The organism is Aliivibrio wodanis, from assembly GCF_052920805.1.
The window spans coordinates 557,018-576,089 of sequence record NZ_JBREXA010000001.1 but is presented as its reverse complement, the minus strand read 5'-3'; the positions used below and the strand labels follow the sequence as shown (position 1 = coordinate 576,089).

20 protein-coding genes are annotated in these 19,072 nt (G+C 35.6%); 19 read left to right on the top strand and 1 reads right to left on the bottom strand.

What is annotated here, in order from left to right:
* The first annotated feature begins 80 nt into the window (after nt 1-80).
* From ACU5DF_RS02835 to ACU5DF_RS02775, 13 genes are all read left to right on the top strand, one after another.
* Complete coding sequence (locus ACU5DF_RS02835) at nt 81-1,295, top strand: serine/threonine-protein kinase (protein ID WP_446711691.1); 1,215 nt, start codon at nt 81-83, stop codon at nt 1,293-1,295.
* A gap of 189 nt (nt 1,296-1,484) precedes the next feature.
* Entirely contained in the window at nt 1,485-1,940 is a 456-nt protein-coding gene (locus tag ACU5DF_RS02830; RefSeq protein WP_023604652.1) for a GNAT family N-acetyltransferase, read from the top strand.
* Between the two features lie 173 nt (nt 1,941-2,113).
* Nucleotides 2,114-2,464 carry a hypothetical protein gene (locus ACU5DF_RS02825; RefSeq protein ID WP_023604650.1) on the top strand — a complete coding sequence of 117 codons (351 nt, stop codon included), beginning with the start codon at nt 2,114-2,116 and terminating at the stop codon, nt 2,462-2,464.
* Between the two features lie 254 nt (nt 2,465-2,718).
* The gene (locus ACU5DF_RS02820; RefSeq protein WP_446711690.1) at nt 2,719-3,783 is read left to right on the top strand and encodes a hypothetical protein; all 1,065 of its coding nucleotides are present in this window, start codon (nt 2,719-2,721) and stop codon (nt 3,781-3,783) included.
* 221 nt (nt 3,784-4,004) lie between these two features.
* Complete coding sequence (locus ACU5DF_RS02815) at nt 4,005-4,751, top strand: SLATT domain-containing protein (protein WP_446711689.1); 747 nt, start codon at nt 4,005-4,007, stop codon at nt 4,749-4,751.
* 222 nt (nt 4,752-4,973) lie between these two features.
* Nucleotides 4,974-5,627 (top strand): hypothetical protein, encoded by a 654-nt coding sequence (locus tag ACU5DF_RS02810; RefSeq protein ID WP_130046448.1) that lies wholly within the window; start codon nt 4,974-4,976, stop codon nt 5,625-5,627.
* A 141-nt stretch (nt 5,628-5,768) separates the two neighbouring features.
* Complete coding sequence (locus ACU5DF_RS02805) at nt 5,769-6,245, top strand: HAD family hydrolase (protein WP_105063936.1); 477 nt, start codon at nt 5,769-5,771, stop codon at nt 6,243-6,245.
* 145 nt (nt 6,246-6,390) lie between these two features.
* Nucleotides 6,391-6,855, top strand: coding sequence for an ASCH domain-containing protein (locus tag ACU5DF_RS02800; RefSeq protein ID WP_446711688.1), 465 nt, complete (start codon nt 6,391-6,393; stop codon nt 6,853-6,855).
* Between the two features lie 1,309 nt (nt 6,856-8,164).
* Nucleotides 8,165-9,085: a hypothetical protein gene (locus ACU5DF_RS02795; RefSeq protein ID WP_446711687.1), complete on the top strand. Its 921-nt coding sequence runs from the start codon at nt 8,165-8,167 to the stop codon at nt 9,083-9,085.
* 194 nt (nt 9,086-9,279) lie between these two features.
* The gene (locus ACU5DF_RS02790; protein ID WP_446711686.1) at nt 9,280-9,582 is read left to right on the top strand and encodes a hypothetical protein; all 303 of its coding nucleotides are present in this window, start codon (nt 9,280-9,282) and stop codon (nt 9,580-9,582) included.
* 17 nt (nt 9,583-9,599) lie between these two features.
* Nucleotides 9,600-9,881 carry a hypothetical protein gene (locus ACU5DF_RS02785; RefSeq protein ID WP_446711685.1) on the top strand — a complete coding sequence of 94 codons (282 nt, stop codon included), beginning with the start codon at nt 9,600-9,602 and terminating at the stop codon, nt 9,879-9,881.
* A 169-nt stretch (nt 9,882-10,050) separates the two neighbouring features.
* Nucleotides 10,051-10,506 carry a GNAT family N-acetyltransferase gene (locus ACU5DF_RS02780; RefSeq protein ID WP_446711684.1) on the top strand — a complete coding sequence of 152 codons (456 nt, stop codon included), beginning with the start codon at nt 10,051-10,053 and terminating at the stop codon, nt 10,504-10,506.
* Between the two features lie 174 nt (nt 10,507-10,680).
* A complete protein-coding gene (locus tag ACU5DF_RS02775) occupies nt 10,681-11,175 on the top strand; it encodes a hypothetical protein (protein ID WP_446711683.1) in 495 nt (164 codons plus the stop codon).
* On the opposite strand, the gene ACU5DF_RS02770 is transcribed toward ACU5DF_RS02775, so the two are convergent.
* Nucleotides 11,137-12,093 carry an IS30 family transposase gene (locus ACU5DF_RS02770; protein ID WP_446711606.1) on the bottom strand — a complete coding sequence of 319 codons (957 nt, stop codon included), beginning with the start codon at nt 12,091-12,093 and terminating at the stop codon, nt 11,137-11,139. The genes ACU5DF_RS02775 and ACU5DF_RS02770 overlap by 39 nt on opposite strands.
* Before the next feature lie 600 nt (nt 12,094-12,693).
* Between ACU5DF_RS02770 and ACU5DF_RS02765 the strand changes: the two genes are divergently transcribed.
* The 6 genes from ACU5DF_RS02765 to ACU5DF_RS02740 all read left to right on the top strand — a co-directional run bounded on the left by ACU5DF_RS02765 (nt 12,694) and on the right by ACU5DF_RS02740 (nt 18,829).
* Entirely contained in the window at nt 12,694-13,164 is a 471-nt protein-coding gene (locus ACU5DF_RS02765) for a GNAT family N-acetyltransferase (RefSeq protein ID WP_065611809.1), read from the top strand.
* A 153-nt stretch (nt 13,165-13,317) separates the two neighbouring features.
* Nucleotides 13,318-14,067, top strand: coding sequence for a GNAT family N-acetyltransferase (locus ACU5DF_RS02760; protein WP_446711682.1), 750 nt, complete (start codon nt 13,318-13,320; stop codon nt 14,065-14,067).
* A 133-nt stretch (nt 14,068-14,200) separates the two neighbouring features.
* Complete coding sequence (locus tag ACU5DF_RS02755; protein ID WP_446711681.1) at nt 14,201-14,737, top strand: nucleotidyltransferase family protein; 537 nt, start codon at nt 14,201-14,203, stop codon at nt 14,735-14,737.
* A 1,316-nt stretch (nt 14,738-16,053) separates the two neighbouring features.
* Nucleotides 16,054-17,886, top strand: coding sequence for an ATP-dependent nuclease (locus tag ACU5DF_RS02750; protein WP_446711680.1), 1,833 nt, complete (start codon nt 16,054-16,056; stop codon nt 17,884-17,886).
* Between the two features lie 206 nt (nt 17,887-18,092).
* A complete protein-coding gene (locus ACU5DF_RS02745) occupies nt 18,093-18,404 on the top strand; it encodes a type II toxin-antitoxin system HigB family toxin (protein ID WP_045103960.1) in 312 nt (103 codons plus the stop codon).
* Entirely contained in the window at nt 18,401-18,829 is a 429-nt protein-coding gene (locus ACU5DF_RS02740) for a helix-turn-helix domain-containing protein (RefSeq protein ID WP_446711592.1), read from the top strand. Before ACU5DF_RS02745 ends, ACU5DF_RS02740 begins: the two co-directional genes overlap by 4 nt.
* Nucleotides 18,830-19,072 lie beyond the last annotated feature (243 nt).

Genomic DNA, 19,072 nt, shown 5'->3' with positions numbered 1-19,072 from the left:
GGTAAAATTCAGCTAAGTCTGTGTCGTAGTAAACGTGTTATTGCGGCGTTAGTATCGCAAAATTAATCCAGAGGTAGAAATTGAGTATTTATAAAAATCATCTAAAGCGACATGGATTTGAATTGCTTGAAGATATAGGTTCTGGGTTATCGGGTAAGACTAAAAAAGCACGCCAATATTCACTTGAACGATTTGTTGCCGTCAAATTTTTTGATAGCATTTTTAATATAAATAATGAAGATCTTCGCAAAAGGTTTAAAAGAGAAGCATTTATTCTTGCTGAAATTCAACATCCATCTATTCCATATGTATTAACTAATGGTGAAATCATCGATGGTGAGCGGACAATTCCATATACAGTGATGGAATATATTGATGGTTCAAATCTTGAAGATTATATTTATAAAAATGGGGCATTAAAACAAGAGCAAGTGATCAATATTGCCTGCCAAATCTTAGAAGCTTTAGCTCTTGTGCACTCTAAAGGCATTATCCATAGAGATATAAAACCGTCGAATATAATGCTTTCTAAATCAGGTCATGCTTACTTAATTGATTTTTCGATTGGTTTTTCATCGTTGGGCGTGAAAAATTTTACTCGTTCAACTAGAACTGGTGATCATTTAGGCTCTGCTGAATATATGTCACCAGAGCAAGGCCAAAATATGAAAAATGTTGATGAATGCTCTGATATTTATTCACTTGGATTTGTTTTATGTAAATTATTAACTGGTGTTCCATCGATATTGATGTTTGATAAACCTGAATTTTCAGTTTCTTTTACTCTTAAAAAAGTAATAACGAAAGCATGTGAATATAAAAAGGAAGATCGTTATTCTAGCGCAAGTGAATTCCTTCGCGAATTGCAAAGCTGCTCAGGTATAAGTCAGTCAATTAATAATCACCCAAGTAAAGCTCTTTGTAATAATCAAAAATGCTCTCATGCTGAATGGTCTGAGAATGGGTACTATAAAGGAGCTTATTTTATCGAGGAATGTACTGATATTCACTGTACCGCTTGTGGGAATAAATTAATTTATCAATGTGTTTGCGGTTACCCTATAGCAAATACACCATATTGCGGAGGTTGTGGTGAGGAGTTATTTAAAGTTCCTGAATGTGAAAAATGTGGTTCCTATTTGACAAAATTTGATATGGGTAAAAGTACAAGTGAGGGATGCAAAAAATGTAAAAGTAAAGTACTTCAGTTACCACAACAAGTCGTGCAGCCAGTTTGGGGGCAACAGGCAAAAGTTATACCTCAACAGGAATTTGATGATGATATTCCGTTTTAGCGATTAAAATTAGCTCTTCAAGTTGCGATACTAACAATCGCATCAACACGATTTGCTACATTCGGCATTCCAGGTTTCTTTGATTTTACCGTATTAAGTGGTAAATTTGAGCTTAATCTACATGGTAGCAAACGTGTTATGCAGGCGTTATATTTTTCCACGAAATTTTGAAATGGTAATGGATTACTTATGGAAATTGATACTAACAGTTTGAATTTACGAGATTTAACTAAGGATAGCTTTTATGCAGTATGCTTACTTTCAGTTAAACCTGAGCAGGTTAATCATGTAGATTCAAATGCCATTTCTATTGCTGAAGCTTCATTTTCTGAAAGTGCTTGGTTCAAAGGTATTTATCTTAACGATATAGCCATTGGTTTCGTTATGGTTGATGTCAAACCAAATGAAAATAAGTATTATCTCTGGCGTTTTATGATTGATGCAAAGTATCAAGGTTTTGGATTAGGTAAGCGTTCAATTGAGCTGTTATTGATTGAGTTAAAAAATCAATTTGGAGCATCGAAATTAACAACGAGTGTTGTTTCAAGTGAAAATAGCCCATTAAGGTTCTATGAAAGTTTAGGTTTTCGATTATCAGGTAGCCTTATCGATGGTCGTGAACGAGAGTTGATTTTAAGTTTCTAGCACTAGGTTAGATAAAAATATAACAAATGCATCAACACGATTTGCTACACTCGGCGTTGTCAGTTTGCCTTTAATTTCAGTGATTAAGGCGTTAAAATTCAGCTAGGTCTGTATCGTAGCAAACGTGTTATGCAGGCGTTATACCCTAAAAGGTCAATTGAGGAAGAATATCTATGCTAAATCTGTTGAAAGTGGTTGTTATTACTAATCTATTAGCGGCTTTAATCGTATTCATTCTTTCCAAATATGTAGCCTTTTTCAACTCAACAAGTTTGATGGATTTTCTATTCTTTATCGTGATTATTATCTGGGGAATAGCTAGATTAACTTGGGATGGAAATAGCCAAAGTCGTAATTGGGCGCAAGACCCAGCTTCAAATAAAACAATGAAAATGGTTTCTAATCATGATTTTGAGTCTGATTTTCATGAACAAAAAAGGCTGAATTATCAGTTTGGTTTGGTTATGTTTATCTCAGGAATACCAGCATTCTTAGGTAGTATTTTATTATTGGTTACTTCCTAGTTTTGAGGGCGATTTTAGTACGGGTATAACAAAGCAATCAACACGATTTACTACATTCGGCGTTGTCGGTTTGCCTTTAGTTTCAGTGATTAAGGCGGTAAAATTCAGCTAAGTCTGTGCCGTAGCAAACGTGTTATTGCGGCGTTATGTGCTAATTGTGAACGTTAACCTTGCTAGAATAATCATTTGGTTGTACTTATAGGTTGCTTTAATATAAGAGTCTTTGGTTGATTGTATTTTGAGTTGAGGTTGTAGTGCTATATCTGGTTAGCTTTTTGTGTGGTGTTGTTGGTATTTTATTTGGTTTCTTTTTTCTCGGTCGGTTTTCAGATCAAGCCTTAACCGAGTCATTTTTTACAACAACAAGTGAATTTGGTAACTATGGCACTTGGTTAGCGTCGATAAGTGGTTTTGTTACATTGATTTTACTTATATATCAAAACTCTAAACTTAGTAAACGTCAGGATAATCTTGACCGAAAAGAAGAAACAGTTGAAGCTAACAATCAAATAGATAAATATAATGGATTAATATTTATATTAAGCCAGCATCGTGTTGATAAGTCTAATGAATTCAACACCATTTATCAGCTACTAGAAATAGCATATAAAACCAAAAAAGAAGATCAAGTATTTTCAAGTTGGTTAAAAATGTTCAAAAAAGAACGCCATGTTTCCAATAGTCACATTTTTACGTCAAAAATAACTAACGAGATACATAAACTTGGTGCTCAAGACTTGTATCAACTGTTTCACTATTTATGTTTATCTAAACAAGATGTTACAAGTAAGCTTGAAATTAGCTTAGACTTAGGTGTTTTTTCTCAAAAAATAATATCGAGTCCTGAATTTAAAGAAAACAAAAAGGATTACGATCAAGTTATCATCAATGAGTGTATTGGTAATTTTTGTAGAGAATTACATTCAAGCAACATAAGAAAAATCATAAACACTAATATTGATAGTCTTGATGGAATAAAAGCTGACTTTGAAAGTCAATATTCTATTTATAATGTATCTAGTCATAACTCACCACAGCAAAAGGAAACTATTAGAGCTATGCGTGAACTTGTATTGACTAAAATGACAGTTATATTGGCAAAATATTTTACTTTGTTAGAAATTCTGGCAAAGGAAGTTACTTTGTTAGAGGAGTGTTTAATTAGACTTGAGGAGTCTTTTGGACAGCACTTAGATAAAAGGTATAGTCATCTATCTGGACATGATTCCATTCTATTAAAAACAACTCAAAAGAACACCTTCTTATTAGAGTTGTCATCGTTAGAAGTTATTCTTTTCGAATTATTTCCACAAAAATAGTTAAAATGGTAGTTGGTGATTTGCACATAACAAATGCATCAACACGATTTGCTACATTCGGCATTCTAGGTTTCTTTGAGTTCACCGTGTTAAGTGGTAAATTTAGGCTTGATCTGCATAGTAGCAAACGTGTTATGCAGGCGTTAGCTGTATAAGTGGATTTCAATGCATTCATTGTGCTGATATAATTAATGAATACTAAATTCAATAAGGTTATCAGTTTGTTAGACGAATTCTTTACAGTTTGTATTATTAAGCCATTTCGTTGGTTTTTTTCCATGCAACCGCTAGAAGCTCAAGAAAAAGAACCAGCAAAAAAACTATTAAAGAGTATCAGAGTTACTAGTAAGTGTCGCTTCAATGCCGCAGATAGGCTTAAAGGTGTAAGTAGTTATTCTTTTTTAACTACGACATTTCTATCTTTGGGTTTGATTTTCATCCCTTTGTATCAAAGCTCAGGCTTACCGCTACCTTATAGCAATTCAGTGCTTAGTATCATTCAAATTTTCTTGGCTGTTGCAGTACTTGTTTATTCTGTTGTAAATGGCACCGCGAAATATGAATTACGCGCTGAGTCTTTAGATGAATGTGGTATTCAGTTAAAGGAACTGATTCGAAAGTTAAGGCGAGATATCAATGAATTGGAAATGGGGGGGATAAGTGTTGATCTAGAAAAATATCACGCTGATTATCATGTTATTTCAACAGAACCAGAAAATCATCGACGTGCTGACTATCTTTTTACTATCTTAGAGTCTCGTTCTGACTTCGATTTGACGGGGATTATAAGGGTATTTACTTTGGGCAAGGCATATTTGCTTTATTCATTGCCATATATTATACCTACATTGATGATTTTGTTTGAAATTGCTTTTATTGCAGATATTTTAGGGGTAACGGAGATATTCACAAGCGTGCTCTCTCAAGAGGCCAATAAGGTTATTGAAAATGTAACTCCTAAGCAGTAGTTACTAATCTGAGTTAGTCAGTTTTGTTCTAGTCTATTATAGCGGATATTTAGCATTATCGTGTAAACTTTTAAATACAGCTAACAAATGCATCAACACGATTTACTACACTCGGCATCTCAGGTTGTCGGGTGTTTCTCGTTTTAGGGAGTCAATTTTGAGTATAATTGTTTGGTAGTAAACGTGTTATGCAGGCGTTAGCTATATTAAGGGAAGTTAATAATGTTCGAAGGTTTCATGCAGCATTTTGACTATGTCGCATTAATAGCATTTTTGGTTAGTATATTACCGATATTACAATATTTAAGTGAGCGGCTTTATTCCGGACGATATTTCAAAATTCGTAATATTGAGTTACTGCATTCATGTATGGCGAGTCCATCTAACATAGCTAACCGCCTTGTTGTTGAACATCTATTTTATTCAATTTTTAAGGTTAAAGTGAAATTTGAAATAATAGAGACGCTTCTTACTCAGTTGAATCCATCAGAGTCGATTGAGTTGTTCAAGGATGGAAAAAAATATCTCGAAATTAGCTCAGGAAGGTTTGATCTTAAAGAGAAGTATCGTTCAAAAAGAAAACAAAAAGTAGAAAGGTATTCGTATCAAATTAAAAGTTTAGCGTTGTATATAATAACGTCAGTGTCATCATTGACCTTAATATTAGGTGTTTTTGATTACTTTAAAGTAAATGAATTGTTTGAAGTACATTTTATTACGTTCAATATTGTTTGGATGCTTTTCATATTGTTAGTCGCTTTAATACTTGGCGCAATTGCTATCATTACAATGACAAGAACCGTCGATATAAGAGCAGCTATCAAGCTAATAGATAATCAAGTTACTAATGTTTCAAGAGTAAAGTGGTACTATTAATACAGCTAACAATCGCATCAACACGATTTGCTACATTCGGCGTTCTAGGTTTCTTTTGGTTTACCGCATTAAGTGGTAAATTTAGGCTTAATCTGCATAGTAGCAAACGTGTTATGCAGGCGTTATATGCAAGGAGGCATTATGAGAAAAGCTTATCTGTTCGATTGGGGTGACACTTTAATGGTCGACTTTCCAAATGCTCCAGGAAAAATGTGTGATTGGGAAACCGTTCAAGCCGTAGATGGTGCTTCGGAAATGTTAGCTTCGTTATCTCAGAAAGGACATTTGCTTTATGTGGCAACTGGTGCTGATGATTCCAGTGTTCAGGATATTGAGTTGGCATTTGAACGAGTCGGGTTGTCTCAATTCATTTCAGGCTATTTCTGTAAATCAAATCTTGGTTTATCAAAAGGCAGTTCTGAATTTTATCAAAGAATAGCGAATAAGTTAGGTGCTGAACCGAGTCAACTTACAATGGTTGGTGACTCACTTGAAAAAGACGTTATTTCAGCGATAGAGGCTGGTTTAAATGCGATTTGGTTTAACCATCGAGGTTTGGAAAAAGAAAGTCATTCCAATTTTAGGACGATCTCTCAGCTTCATGAGTTAAGCATATAACAAATGCATCAACACGATTTGCTACATTCGGCGTTGTCAGTTTGCCTTTAGTTTCAGTGATTAAGGCGTTAAAATTCAGCTAAGTCTGCATCGTAGCAAACGTGTTATGCAGGCGTTATATTGCGAAAATAGTTAAGAGGATTTCATGGAAGAACAGTCTCAAATCTACTTGGATCAGTATCTAAGCTCACTTTCTGAAATTGAACGTGAAAAGTATCAATCATTCAGTTCAGACTATTTCTGTGCTGATGAGCATAATGCCAATTTATGCGCAGAATTAATCCGAATTGGTCAAAAGACAGCAACTTGTAGCTTAAATGTTTGGTATGAATCTGGTGAAGAACCAATGCCAACCGTTGGTCATTTACAAGTAGTCGTTGATTGGAATGGGAAACCAATTTGTATCATTGAAATTGATTCAGTTGAAACGTGTAAATATAACGAAGTTACGGCTGAGTTTGCTCATGCAGAAGGCGAGGGCGACCGTTCATTAAAATGGTGGCGTGAAGCTCATTGGAGTTTCTTTGCTGCTGAATGTTCAGAGTTAAATATTAAGCCTAATGAGGACATGGTTCTTGTATTGGAACGATTTCATGTCGTTTATCAATAGGCAATATAACAAAGCAATCAACACGATTTATTACATTCGGCGTTGTAGGTTTGTCTTTGGTTTAGGTGTTTAAGGCGGTAAAATTCAGCTAAGTCGTCGTAGTAATAAACGTGTTATTGCGGCGTTACACGAACTCTAAGAACGCAGTTTTTTGGCTCAGTTCAGCGATTGAACCGTTAATTTTTTAGGCGTGAAAGTAGGGTGGATTTCCTTTTTCTTTGTTACCTTTTGGTTTTCATTTCGTCAGGTTCGGCATTGAACTATTATTGTCCTAAATTCAGGCGTTTCAGCGGCTAATTTACGCTTCAATTATTCTTTGGTTATGCCTCATTTAAGTTTGCATCAGTGTTTTGCTCGTAGTATTTTCAATCCCAATTGGGCGAGGATATTTGGTTTATCAGCTCAAAACTTGCTGAAACCAAATCGTACAAATAGTGTAAGAAAAAGGGATTGTTTCATTTCACAGTTATTGTCGCTGATTGGATATTTTGCTCGCTTAATTTGGCGAGTCTAATTAAACTCAGTTTACAGTAAATCTTGGCAAATCAATTCTTTACCAAGTTAATGGAAGCGTTGACAAAGATCGTGTAACAAATGCATCAACACGATTTGCTACACTCGGCGTTGTCAGTTTGTCTTTAGTTTCAGTGGTTAAGGCAGTAAAATTCAGGTAAGTCTGTATCGTAGCAAACGTGTTATGCAGGCGTTACACGAACTCTCAAGATTGCAGTTTTTTGGCTCAGTTCAGCGATTGAGCCGTTAGTTTTTTAGGCGTGAAAGTAGGGTGGATTTCCTTTTTCTTTGTTGCCTTTCAATATTCGTTTCATCAGGTTCGGCAATTGACCATTATTGCCAAAAGTTCATGGATTTCAGAAACCAATTCACGCTTCAATTGTTCATGGTTTTGCCTCATTTTATCCTGCATCAGTGTTTTACTCGCAATATTTTCAATCCAAATTGTGGCGAGGATATTTGGTTTTTCAGCTAAAAACTGGCTGAAACCAGGTCGTACAAATGGTGTAAGAAAAAGGATTGTTTCGTTTCACAGTTATTGCTGTTGATTGGATATTTTGCTCGCTTAATTGAGCCAGTCTAATTAAACTCAGTTTACAGTAAATCTTGGTAAATCAATTCTTTACCAAGTTAATGGAAGCATTGACAAAGATCGTGTAACAAATGCATCAACACGATTTGCTACATTCGGCATTCTAGTTTTCTTTGAGTTTACAGTGTTAAGTGGTAAATTTAGACTTAATCTGCATGGTAGCAAACGTGTTATGCAGGCGTTATGTTTATTTTGGAGAATTACGTGTTTGAAGAGTTAGAGTATCAAAATAGGAATTTAGCCACTCATACAGTTAGATTGCTTTCTCCTTTAGGTCTGTATCCAAAGGATGTGTTAATACATAGTGATTCTATTGCATATTTTGGTTCGGATTTATGCTTTATTTTGACGCCAATTGACAGCGTCGAAATAGAATATTCAGAGGTGGCTTGGCTTAATCTAAATGAAATTAAACTTCTGTCATCTATTCTGCTTAGTAATGACCAAGGTATGTATTTATTCCATCCTCACCCAAATGTTCATTACATCAAACTAAATACGATAAATGTCAGTGAAGATTGCATTAAATCTGTTTATTCATTATTTAGATCTGCCTTTAGTGCTCAAGATATGGAACATGAACATAAAGGTAACAAGTTTGTTACTCAAAACCCTTATCATGTACATAGTTCTATTAAGCTCCCTGATTTTGATAAAAAAGTGAATTACAGGTTTATAGAAAAGAGTATTAATAAGACTATTCAAAATAACATATATGTTGAGATCAATATTCTTGATAATTTATTAATGCGAGCATTAGCAACATTGCTGAGAAGCTCAATGTTAATGTGTTACTCATATCTTCTTGAAGAAGCAATTAATTCAACTTTCATATCAATGGACGCATCATTTTCATTAGTTCAACGAAAATTAAAAGAATGTGGAAATCCAAGTCCATCATCAAAGGACGCATCTCAATACATATCAAATGTATTTGATATTGATGGTCCAGAAAGGTATTTTCAAGATTACTATGAAAGACGAATAATGGCATTTCATCCTTCATCAAGGTTTGGAGAGTTTCCTCATGCTCCTGTAGTAGCTGATGATTGTTACGACCTTTTTGACGCTTTAATATCAGTATATCGTTATCTTATTTGTGGTGACATTCGGGTGGATACATAAACATAACAAATGCATCAACACGATTTGCTACACTCGGCGTTGTCAGTTTGCCTTTAGTTTCAGTGATTAAGGCGTTAAAATTCGGCTAGGTCTGTATCGTAGCAAACGTGTTATGCAGGCGTTATGTGCCTAAGCGTGCAAAATAACTTATAGTATGCTATTTTCTATGTGTTCTGGTTTATTTTGGTGATCCTATGAAAAATAGTTCTGATGAAGATATTTTACCTAAAGGTGAGTGTCCTTGGTGTAAGAAACAAACGCATGCTTATCTTGCTGAAAGAAATGTACCTCCTCGGAGGAACATTTATCGCTGTGGTGAGAAAAGTTGTGATAAACAAGTGTTGGTCTGTTATAGCCCAGGCTGTGATGATTTAGCTCGCTGGGGAGATATATGGGACGACTTTTACTGCCCAGATTGTACAAGCCAACTCGGTCCACTATCTACAGTTGGAAAGTTTCTAGGTTTTACAAGCAAAGTAAAGAAGCCTAAGTGGTAAGAATTTAAGAGGTTATCATGTTAGCTATTTTAGGTTATGTAGTGGCTTTTTTAGTTGTATTAGGGCTTATTTCTATTATTAATGAGTATATGGTTGTAGGGTGGCAAAGAATTGGTTTCTTAAAAAAACATCCATTGTCATATCTAGTAGTCTCAGCCTTTATCGCTGTAATTGGTTTTGCTGTTAGTGTTATCAGCCCTTTACTTTCTCATTGGATAGTGAATATTGCAGTAGTCATTGCTGTTTTAGTAATTGCTATCTACTTTATATATGCAATTATAGGATTTCTAAATAGCTAATAATGCACATAACAAAGCAATCAACACGATTTACTACATTCGGCACTGTAGGTTTGCCTTTAGTTTCAGTGATTAAGGCGTTAAAATTCAGCTAAGTCTATGTCGTAGTAAACGTGTTATTGCGGCGTTATATTTTTCCACGAAATTTTGAAATGGTAATGGATTACTTATGAAAATTGATACTAACAGTTTGAATTTACGAGATTTAACTAAGGATAGCTTTTATGCTGTATGCTTACTTTCAGTTAAACCTGAGCAGGTTAATCATGTAGATTCAAATGCCATTTCTATTGCTGAAGCTTCATTTTCTGAAAGTGCTTGGTTCAAAGGTATTTATCTTAATGATATAGCCATTGGTTTCGTTATGGTTGATGCCAAACCAAATAAAAATAAGTATTATCTCTGGCGTTTTATGATTGATGCAAAGTATCAAGGTTTTGGATTAGGTAAGCGCTCAATTGAGCTGTTATTGATTGAGTTAAAAAATCAATTTGGAACATCGCAATTAACAACGAGTATTGTTTCAAGTGAAAATAGCCCATTAGGGTTCTATGAAAGTTTGGGTTTTCGATTATCAGGTAGCCTTATCGATGGTCGTGAACGAGAATTGATTTTAAGTTTCTAGCACTAGGTTAGATAAAAATATAACAAATGCATCAACACGATTTGCTACACTCGGCGTTGTCAGTTTGCCTTTAGTTTTAGTGATTAAGGCGTTAAAATTCAGCTAAGTATGCATTGTAGCAAACGTGTTATGCAGGCGTTATATGCCATTGTCCCATAAAGTAGAAGTAATTATATGAATCCAATTGATAAAATCACAGACCCTACATTTACAAACTCTTCTAAAGGGCTACTTACATTATTTTGTATTGGCCTGATTCATACCGTTGTTGGAGTTGACTTAACAAGTACTGAGATAGCGATTCCTTGGTTGCCATCAATAAACTTTCCGAATACTGACAGGTTTTCATATTTATATTGGGGGCTTGTCACTTTTACAATATACAGATATATGCTTCACAATATTCGTCCATTTAAAGAGTCGTATTTTAGGGCTATTTGTCTATTTTTAAAAAGTTCTGCTGGGAAGTCTTTCATAGATAATACGATTTATGCAAAAAATCTAAGCCATCAAATAGAGGTTTTAGATGATTCGGAATCATTACCTAGTATTTTAATTAAACATTTTGATTATGGTGAAGAATACGGTTCTCAAGGAGCTGAACTAATGGCTAATTTTGAAATTAAATTGCTAGATCGTAACAATAACCGACACACGCTTACCGCTTAAAAACTCACTCGGACTCAGAAAATTTAATGCCTTTCTAGGTCTCGAATTAATCAAAAACTCTGCCTGTTTAACCTCTTTTGCAGCAAGTTCTCCAATGGCCATTCCCTTTGGGAAAAAACGCCTTAGTAAACCATTGGTATTTTCATTCAAACCTCGTTGCCAGGAATGGTAAGGTTTAGCAAAATAAATTTCACAGTTCAGATGCTTAGCTATCTTAGCATGACCTGCAAACTCTCCGCCATTATCAAATGTGATTGTTTTGCAAAGTTCTTTAAAGGGCTTCATCATGCGATTTATCCCACGAGTGACTGCTTTTTTAGACTTGCTACGTACTTTGCAAGTAACTAATAGCTTAGATACTCGCTCTACCATAGTGACTAAATACCCATCTTGACCATAAACAGTATCACCTTCCCAGTGGCCAATTTCTGAGTTATCGTCAACAATAGCAGGCCGGAGAGAGATATCAGCACGGTTGGGAATTAGTCTTGCTCCAGCTTCTACACCTTTACGCTGTTTGTATTTTTTACCTTTTCGAGCAAGCATTCTTTGCCAATGCTCTCTTTTAACTACATTGTAAATAGTACTGCAACATATTGTATTTTCTATTTTTTCTTTATGCATTCGTCCAGATATTTGCTCTGGGCTCCAACCAAGTTGTAGGTATATTTGAATTATTTTCTTATTCTTTTGGCCACACTTTGTGTGCTTAATTGAAAGTGTTCTTTTTTGAAAAGCATGTTTATGCGCTTGCTCGGCAGAATAACTTCCAACAGGACAGCGTCGTAATTCCCTTGAAATGGAGCCATTGCTCCGTTTTAATTTTTGTCCTATTTCCCGAGCAGAAATACTATGTGTATTCCAAGCTTCAATCTGGTATCTTTCACTTAGTGTCAGTTGCTTATATTGGTGTCCCATGTGGTTACCTTAGTTGATTGTGTGAGAGCTTGAAGCTTATAGGCAACTGACTCTCTAATCTATACCAAAGTGTGTCGGTTATTCTTGGGATCTAGGATTTACTAGAGATTACTCTTTTGGCGAGATAGTTTATTCCGAACATCCTCAGTATACTATTGATGAGATAACCCTCAGAAAAAAAGAAATACAAGATAAATGGGGGATGTCTCTATTTGTTGTTGATGATGAAGAACCAATTTTTGTATCTCGTAAAATTAAAAGTGTATGGTTTAGGCTTTTAATTGGAATTCGTACTATTAGAAACTACTTTACCTTGTTGCTAAGTAATAAAGATACATTTGACTTGTCTATTCCTGTTATGTTGAATTTGTCATTGTTCATTTATTGTGTTTTTTCAGCTAGGTTTTCTATCATATCTGAGTTTTTTGAATCATTGCTTAGGTGAGTGCAGGCATATAACAAATGCATCAACACGATTTACTACACTCGGCATCTCAGTTTGCTGGGTGTTTCTCGTTTTAAGGCGTCAATTTCAAGTATGATTGTATAGTAGTAAACGTGTTATGCAGGCGTTATGAGAATTAAGGGATAATTTTAAATATGGATATCAAAATAGATGATTTGAATGGCGGTGAAGTTGTTCAGTTATTAAAAGAACACCTGGAAGATATGTATGCAACGTCTCCTCCTGAAAGTGTGCACGCATTAGATGTCAGCGCTCTAAAAGTACCTGAAATTACGTTCTTTAGCTGCTGGAAAGGTGAGCAGTTATTAGGTTGTGCAGCAATTAAGGAATTGGATTCAAACCATGCGGAACTGAAATCAATGAGAACCTCTAATCATGCGCGAAATTTGGGTGTAGGTACGCTTCTTCTCAATCATGTATTAAATGTTTCATCGGATAGGGGTTATAAGAAAATTAGCTTGGAAACCGGTTCACAAGAGTTCTTCAAACCAGCTCGTAATCTCTATGAAAAATTTGGTTTTCAATATTGTGATCCCTTTGCCGATTACAAACCAGATCCACACAGCCAATTTATGTCGTGCACACTGGGTGAGACATTCTCATAACAAATGCATCAACACGATTTGCTACATTCTGCGTTGTCAGTTTGCCTTTAGTTTCAGTGATTAAGGCGTTAAAATTCAGCTAAGTCTGTATCGTAGCAAACGTGTTATGCAGGCGTTAACTGTTTCGAGGGAAATATGAATATACAGGAAGTTATGCGTATTTATAATAAATACGAACGAAAGGGAAGCTCTCTTGGTGGTTATACAAAAATTGTTACGCCTGAGTTGGTGAAATTTGTTTCAGATACCCAATATGGTAGTTTTATCTCATTCTCTGAACTGAATGATGAAAATGTAGACAGGGCCATTGAAAGTGAAATTACTTACTTTACTGAGCTTGGTTTGTCGTTTGAATGGAAAACTTATGATACAGATTTACCAATTAATATTGGTGAAAAATTGATATCTCATGGGTTTGAAAAGGGTGAATCTGAATCCTTTATGGCTCTTAGTTTAAATACTTTACCTATGGTGAGTATTAATAATAACGTATGTGTAGAAGTAATTGATGAACAAGGGATAAAAGATGCTATTTCTGTACAAGAACAAGTATGGGGCGGGGATTTTAGTGGGCAATTAGCTCAACTTATCAATGCGAAAAAATTAGCACCAGATGATTTAACGATATATGTAGTTTACGAAAGCGCATTACCAGTTGCGTCAGGATGGATTGTTTATACCTCAAATAGTCCATTTGCAGGGATTTGGGGCGGTAGTACACTCAAGGAATATAGAGGTAAAGGCTATTACTCGAATCTTTTACATAAGCGAATTGATGATGCTATGAAACGTGATGTTCAATATTTAATTATTGATGCTTCCAATATGAGTAAGCCAATTATAGAAAAGCATGGTTTTCAATTTATTACGAAAACTACGCCATATACTTTTGAACACAGTTAACAAATGCATCAACACGATTTGCTACACTCGGCGTTGTCAGTTTGCCTTTAGTTTCAGTGATTAAGGTAGTAAAATTCAGCTAGGTCTGTCTCGTAGCAAACGTGTTATGCAGGCGTTATAACGCAGGGTGGATATGAATAGAATCATCACATTAATTGAGAAAGATGGATTGAGAGTTAAGGCTCTTGATTGTGTTCTACAACTCAATTTACCTCATTGCTATTTAGCTGCTGGTTTCGTCCGAAATTTGGTGTGGGATCATTTGCATCAGAAATCAGTATCAACGCCTTTGAATGACGTTGATGTTATTTATTTCGATGAAACTGAATCTAATCCTGAAAACTACAAACTAATCGAATCTCAGCTTTCTGTATTGATGCCAGAATTGAACTGGGAAGTGCGTAATCAAGCAATCATGCACAAAAGAAATGGTGATAAACCGTATTTAAGTATTATCGACGCAATGAGTTATTGGCCAGAAAAAGAAACAGCGGTAGCCATACGAAAATTAGGAAATGGTAAATATGAATGTATTTCTGCTTTTGGCTTTGAATCGTTGTTTAATTTGCAGATTACACATAATCCGAAGCGTTCTTTAGAAATTTTCAGTGACCGTGTAACGTCGAAAGGTTGGCTGAGTCATTGGTTTAAATTGAGAACTGCGTTATAACAAATGCATCAACACGATTTGCTACATTCGGCATTCTAGGTTTCTTTGAGTTTACCGTATTAAGTGGTAAATTTGAGCTTAATCTGCATCGTAGCAAACGTGTTATTGCGGCGTTACACGAACTCTAAGATCGCAGTTTTTTGGCTCAGTTCAGCGATTGAGCCGTTAATTTTTTAGGCGTGAAAGTAGGGTGGTTTTCCTTTTTCTTTGTTCCCTTTTGATGTTCGTTTCATCAGGTTTGGCATTGAACTATTATTGCCCCAAATTCAGGCGTTTCAGCGACTAATTTACGCTTCAATTGTTCTTTGGTTATGCCTCATTTTAATCTGCATCAGTGTTTTCCTCTCAGCATTTTCAATCCCAATTGTGGTTAGGATATTTGGTTTTTCAGCTAAAAAGTTGCTGAAACCAAGTCGTACAAATGGTGTAAGAAAAAGGATTATTTCGTTTCACAGTTATTGCTGTTGATTGGATATTTTGCTCGCTTAATTGAGCCAGTCTAATTAAACTCAGTTTACAGTAAATCTTGGTAAATCAATTCTTTACCAAGTTAATAGAAGCGTTGACAAAGATCGTGTAACAAATGCATCAACACGATTTGCTACACTCGGCGTTGTCAGTTTGTCTTTAATTTCAGTGATTAAGGCAGTAAAATTCAGTTAAGTCTGTATCGTAGCAAACGTGTTATGCAGGCGTTACACGAACTCTAAGATCGCAGTTTTTTGGCTCAGTTCAGCGATTGAGTCGTTAGTTTTTTAGGCGTAAAAGTAGGGTGGATTTCCTTTTTCTTTGTTGCCTTTTAGTTTTCATTTCATCAGGTTCGGCAATTGACTATTATTACCAAAAGTTCATGGGTTTCAGAAACCAATTCAGGCTTCAATTGTTCATGATTTTGCCTCATTTTATCCTGCGTCAGTGTTTTACTTTCAATATTTCAATCCCAATTGTGGCGAGGATATTTGGTTTATCAGCACCAAACTGGCTGAAACCAAGTCGTACAAATGGAGTAAGAAAAAGGATTGTTTCGTTTCACAGTTATTGCTGTTGATTGGATATGTTGCTCGCTTAATTGAGCCAGTCTAATTAAACTCAGTTTACAGTAAATCTTGGTAAATCAATTCTTTACCAAGTTAATAGAAGCGTTGACAAAGATCGTGTAACAAATGCATCAACACGATTTGCTACATTCGGCGTTGTCAGTTTGCCTTTAGTTTCAGTGATTAAGGCGTTAAAATTCAGCTAGGTCTGTATAGTAGCAAACGTGTTATGCAGGCGTTATATCACTTGGCGAAAAATAATAACAATCGAGGTAATTCATGTCAGTTCCAAAAATTAAAAAGCTAGTTATTAAGAATTTTGGGTGTATAGGGAGTCAGCAATTAGAAGTCGAGATTGATGATATTGTTGTTTTAGTAGGAGCTAATAATGCTGGTAAAAGCACAATACTTCGTGCGTATGAAGCGGTAACAGATTCTCTAAAGCTTGAGCAAGATGATTTTCACAATAAGCAAGTCGCAGCTGACAATCACCCAGAAATCCATGTTCATACGGTGTGTACAGAAGAAAATAAGCCGGGTGATGAATGGTGTGATGTACAAGAAGATGGAAGTATTTTAATTAAAGAAAAATGGATTTGGAATGCTACCAACCGCGAGCCAACAAGAGTTGGCCACAACGTTAGCCTTGGGCGTTGGGCTCAGAATGGCGATGATGAAACGATGCCATGGGGGATGAACAATTTAGCTAAATCTAAAAGACCTAAACCCCACCGTGTAAACACATTTGATGATCCTGAAGTTCAAGCACTAGCGATTAAGTCATTACTTAAAAGTCTATTAGAGAACAATATCAAGAGCTACAAAGAAAACGAAGAAGACGAGCTCACTAAGTATGAGTCTGTGCTAGCTGACCTAAAGTCATTAAGAGATCAAACTAAAGTGTCTCAACGAGAAAATGTTAGCGCTCTTGAAGTTAGCGCAAATGAAATCATTGGAAAAATATTCCCTAATCATGAGCTGAAAATATCCTCTCCAGAGAGCAGTACTCCAATATCAATCACTTTACTCGGTGATGAGTTCAACGTTGAAATGGGCTCAATAGGTGGTGAGAAATTTCCATTAGAAAAACAAGGTAGTGGTAGTCGAAGAACTGCACTTTGGACAATTCTCAAGTTACTAGCTGATAAAGGAATGAAAGCTAAGAAAGTTACTGCAAAAGCAAAGTCACAACATGAGTCACTGGGGCAAAATACAGCCCATGTACTACTTTTAGATGAGCCTGAGGTTAGCTTACATCCAACAGCTATAGAGAATGCACGAGATGTACTTTATTCATTGCCAGATAGTGAAAATTGGCAAGTTATGATCGCAACTCATTCTCCAAACTTTATTGACTTGACTAAGGATCACACGACAGTCATTCGCGTAGACAAAGATGAATATAATGCAATACAAACTACAACTTTGTATCGTCCAGATGAAGCTCAACTCGATGAGGATGACAAAGAGAACTTAAAGCTAATGAATTTGTTTGACTCTCATATTTCGCAAGCATTTTTTGGTGGCAGAACATTGGTGGTTGAAGGAGATACAGAATACTCTGCGTTTAATTACATCAAAGCCAAGGAACTTAGTGAAGGCAATAATGAATATCACGATTTAAATATCATTAGGGCTCGAGGTAAGGTTACCGTTGCTTCTATGATGAAAGTACTTAATCATTTCAAGAATAAATATTATGTTCTGCATGATACCGATGTTCAAACGTGCCTATCTAAAAGAAAAAATAAAAAGAAAAGTGTCGATGGTGCTGTAGTTTACGATAGTTTCATAATGGCAAATCCAGCATGGACTAATAACACAAAGATTTCAGACCAAATGGTGGAGCATGCGCGAGTTGTTGCATCTATAGTGAATTTTGAAGATGCTTATTTTTCTGAAACAGTTGCTAGTGACAAGCCAGAAAACTGTATGAATAACCTAAAAGCAGATGAAGAAAAGTATCAGTTAGTTAAACAATTGCTTGATGGAATACTGCAAATAAATGGCGTTGAGTTGCCTTCAGGGGCTATGCCGTGGAGTGATATATCAGAACTGTCAGATGCTGTGACCCAACGTCTGGAATCCATAACAATCCTAGAACCACAATAGATGTGATATAACAAATGCATCAACACGATTTGCTACATTCGGCATCGTAGGTTTCTTTAGGTTTACCGTGTTAAGTGGTAAATTTGAACTTAATCTGCATGGTAGCAAACGTGTTATGCAGGCGTTAAACGCTTCTTTGTAAATTCACAGCTTGTGAACTTGGTTTGTAGGTGCTATATTCACATATAGTGAACTTAGAGGTGTTTATGCACGTAATATCAAGAAAACCATTTAGTGATGCAGCGAAAAAATATCCGAATGATGCTGCGGCAATTGATGCGCTATATAAATCATTAAAAAATAATAACTTTTCAAATCCACTGGATATGAAAAATGTTTACCCAAGCTTAGATAACTTTAAGTATAAAGATAAATGGTATGTTCTTGATATCGGTGGGAATAATTTACGATTAATGACCTTTATCGAATTTCGAGATAATAGAATGTTTGTTAAGCATATTGTTCCTCACGCTGAATATGACAAGTTATGCGCCAAATACGCAAAGGAGTCGAAATGAAAAATTTTAATCAAGTTAAATCAACAGCATTACAATTATTTTCAATGGCTAGTTTTGTTGGTCATATTTCAACAGAGGAAGAATATGCTGAAGCCTTGGAGTTAATGGAAGATCTTATTGAAGAATACGATATTTACAAACCATTAATTGAGGTTTTGGAAGTATCTATTGAGCGCTGGGAAGAGCGTGCAGATGAATTTGCAGAGTTTAATGCTCGTATTGAGAATTTAGATGATGGAGTAGCAACACTGCGTGTATTAATGGATCAATATCAACTTAAAGCTGATGACCTAAAAGATGTAATTGGTGGTAAAAGCTTGGTTTCAATGATCCTTAACGGTTCTCGCAAACTAACAAAAGAGCATATTCAAGCCATTTCATCTAAATATAATATCAGCCCTGCATTGTTTTTTGGCTGCGTTTAACAAAGCAATCAACACGATTTACTACATTCGGCGTTGTGGGTTTGCCTTTAATTTCAGTGATTAAGGCGGTAAAATTCAGTTAAGTCTGTGTCGTAGTAAACGTGTTATTGCGGCGTTACACGAACTCTAAGATCGCAGTTTTTTGGCTCAGTTCAGCGATTGAGTCGTTAGTTTTTTAGGCGTAAAAGTAGGGTGGATTTCCTTTTTCTTTGTTGCCTTTTAGTTTTCATTTCATCAGGTTCG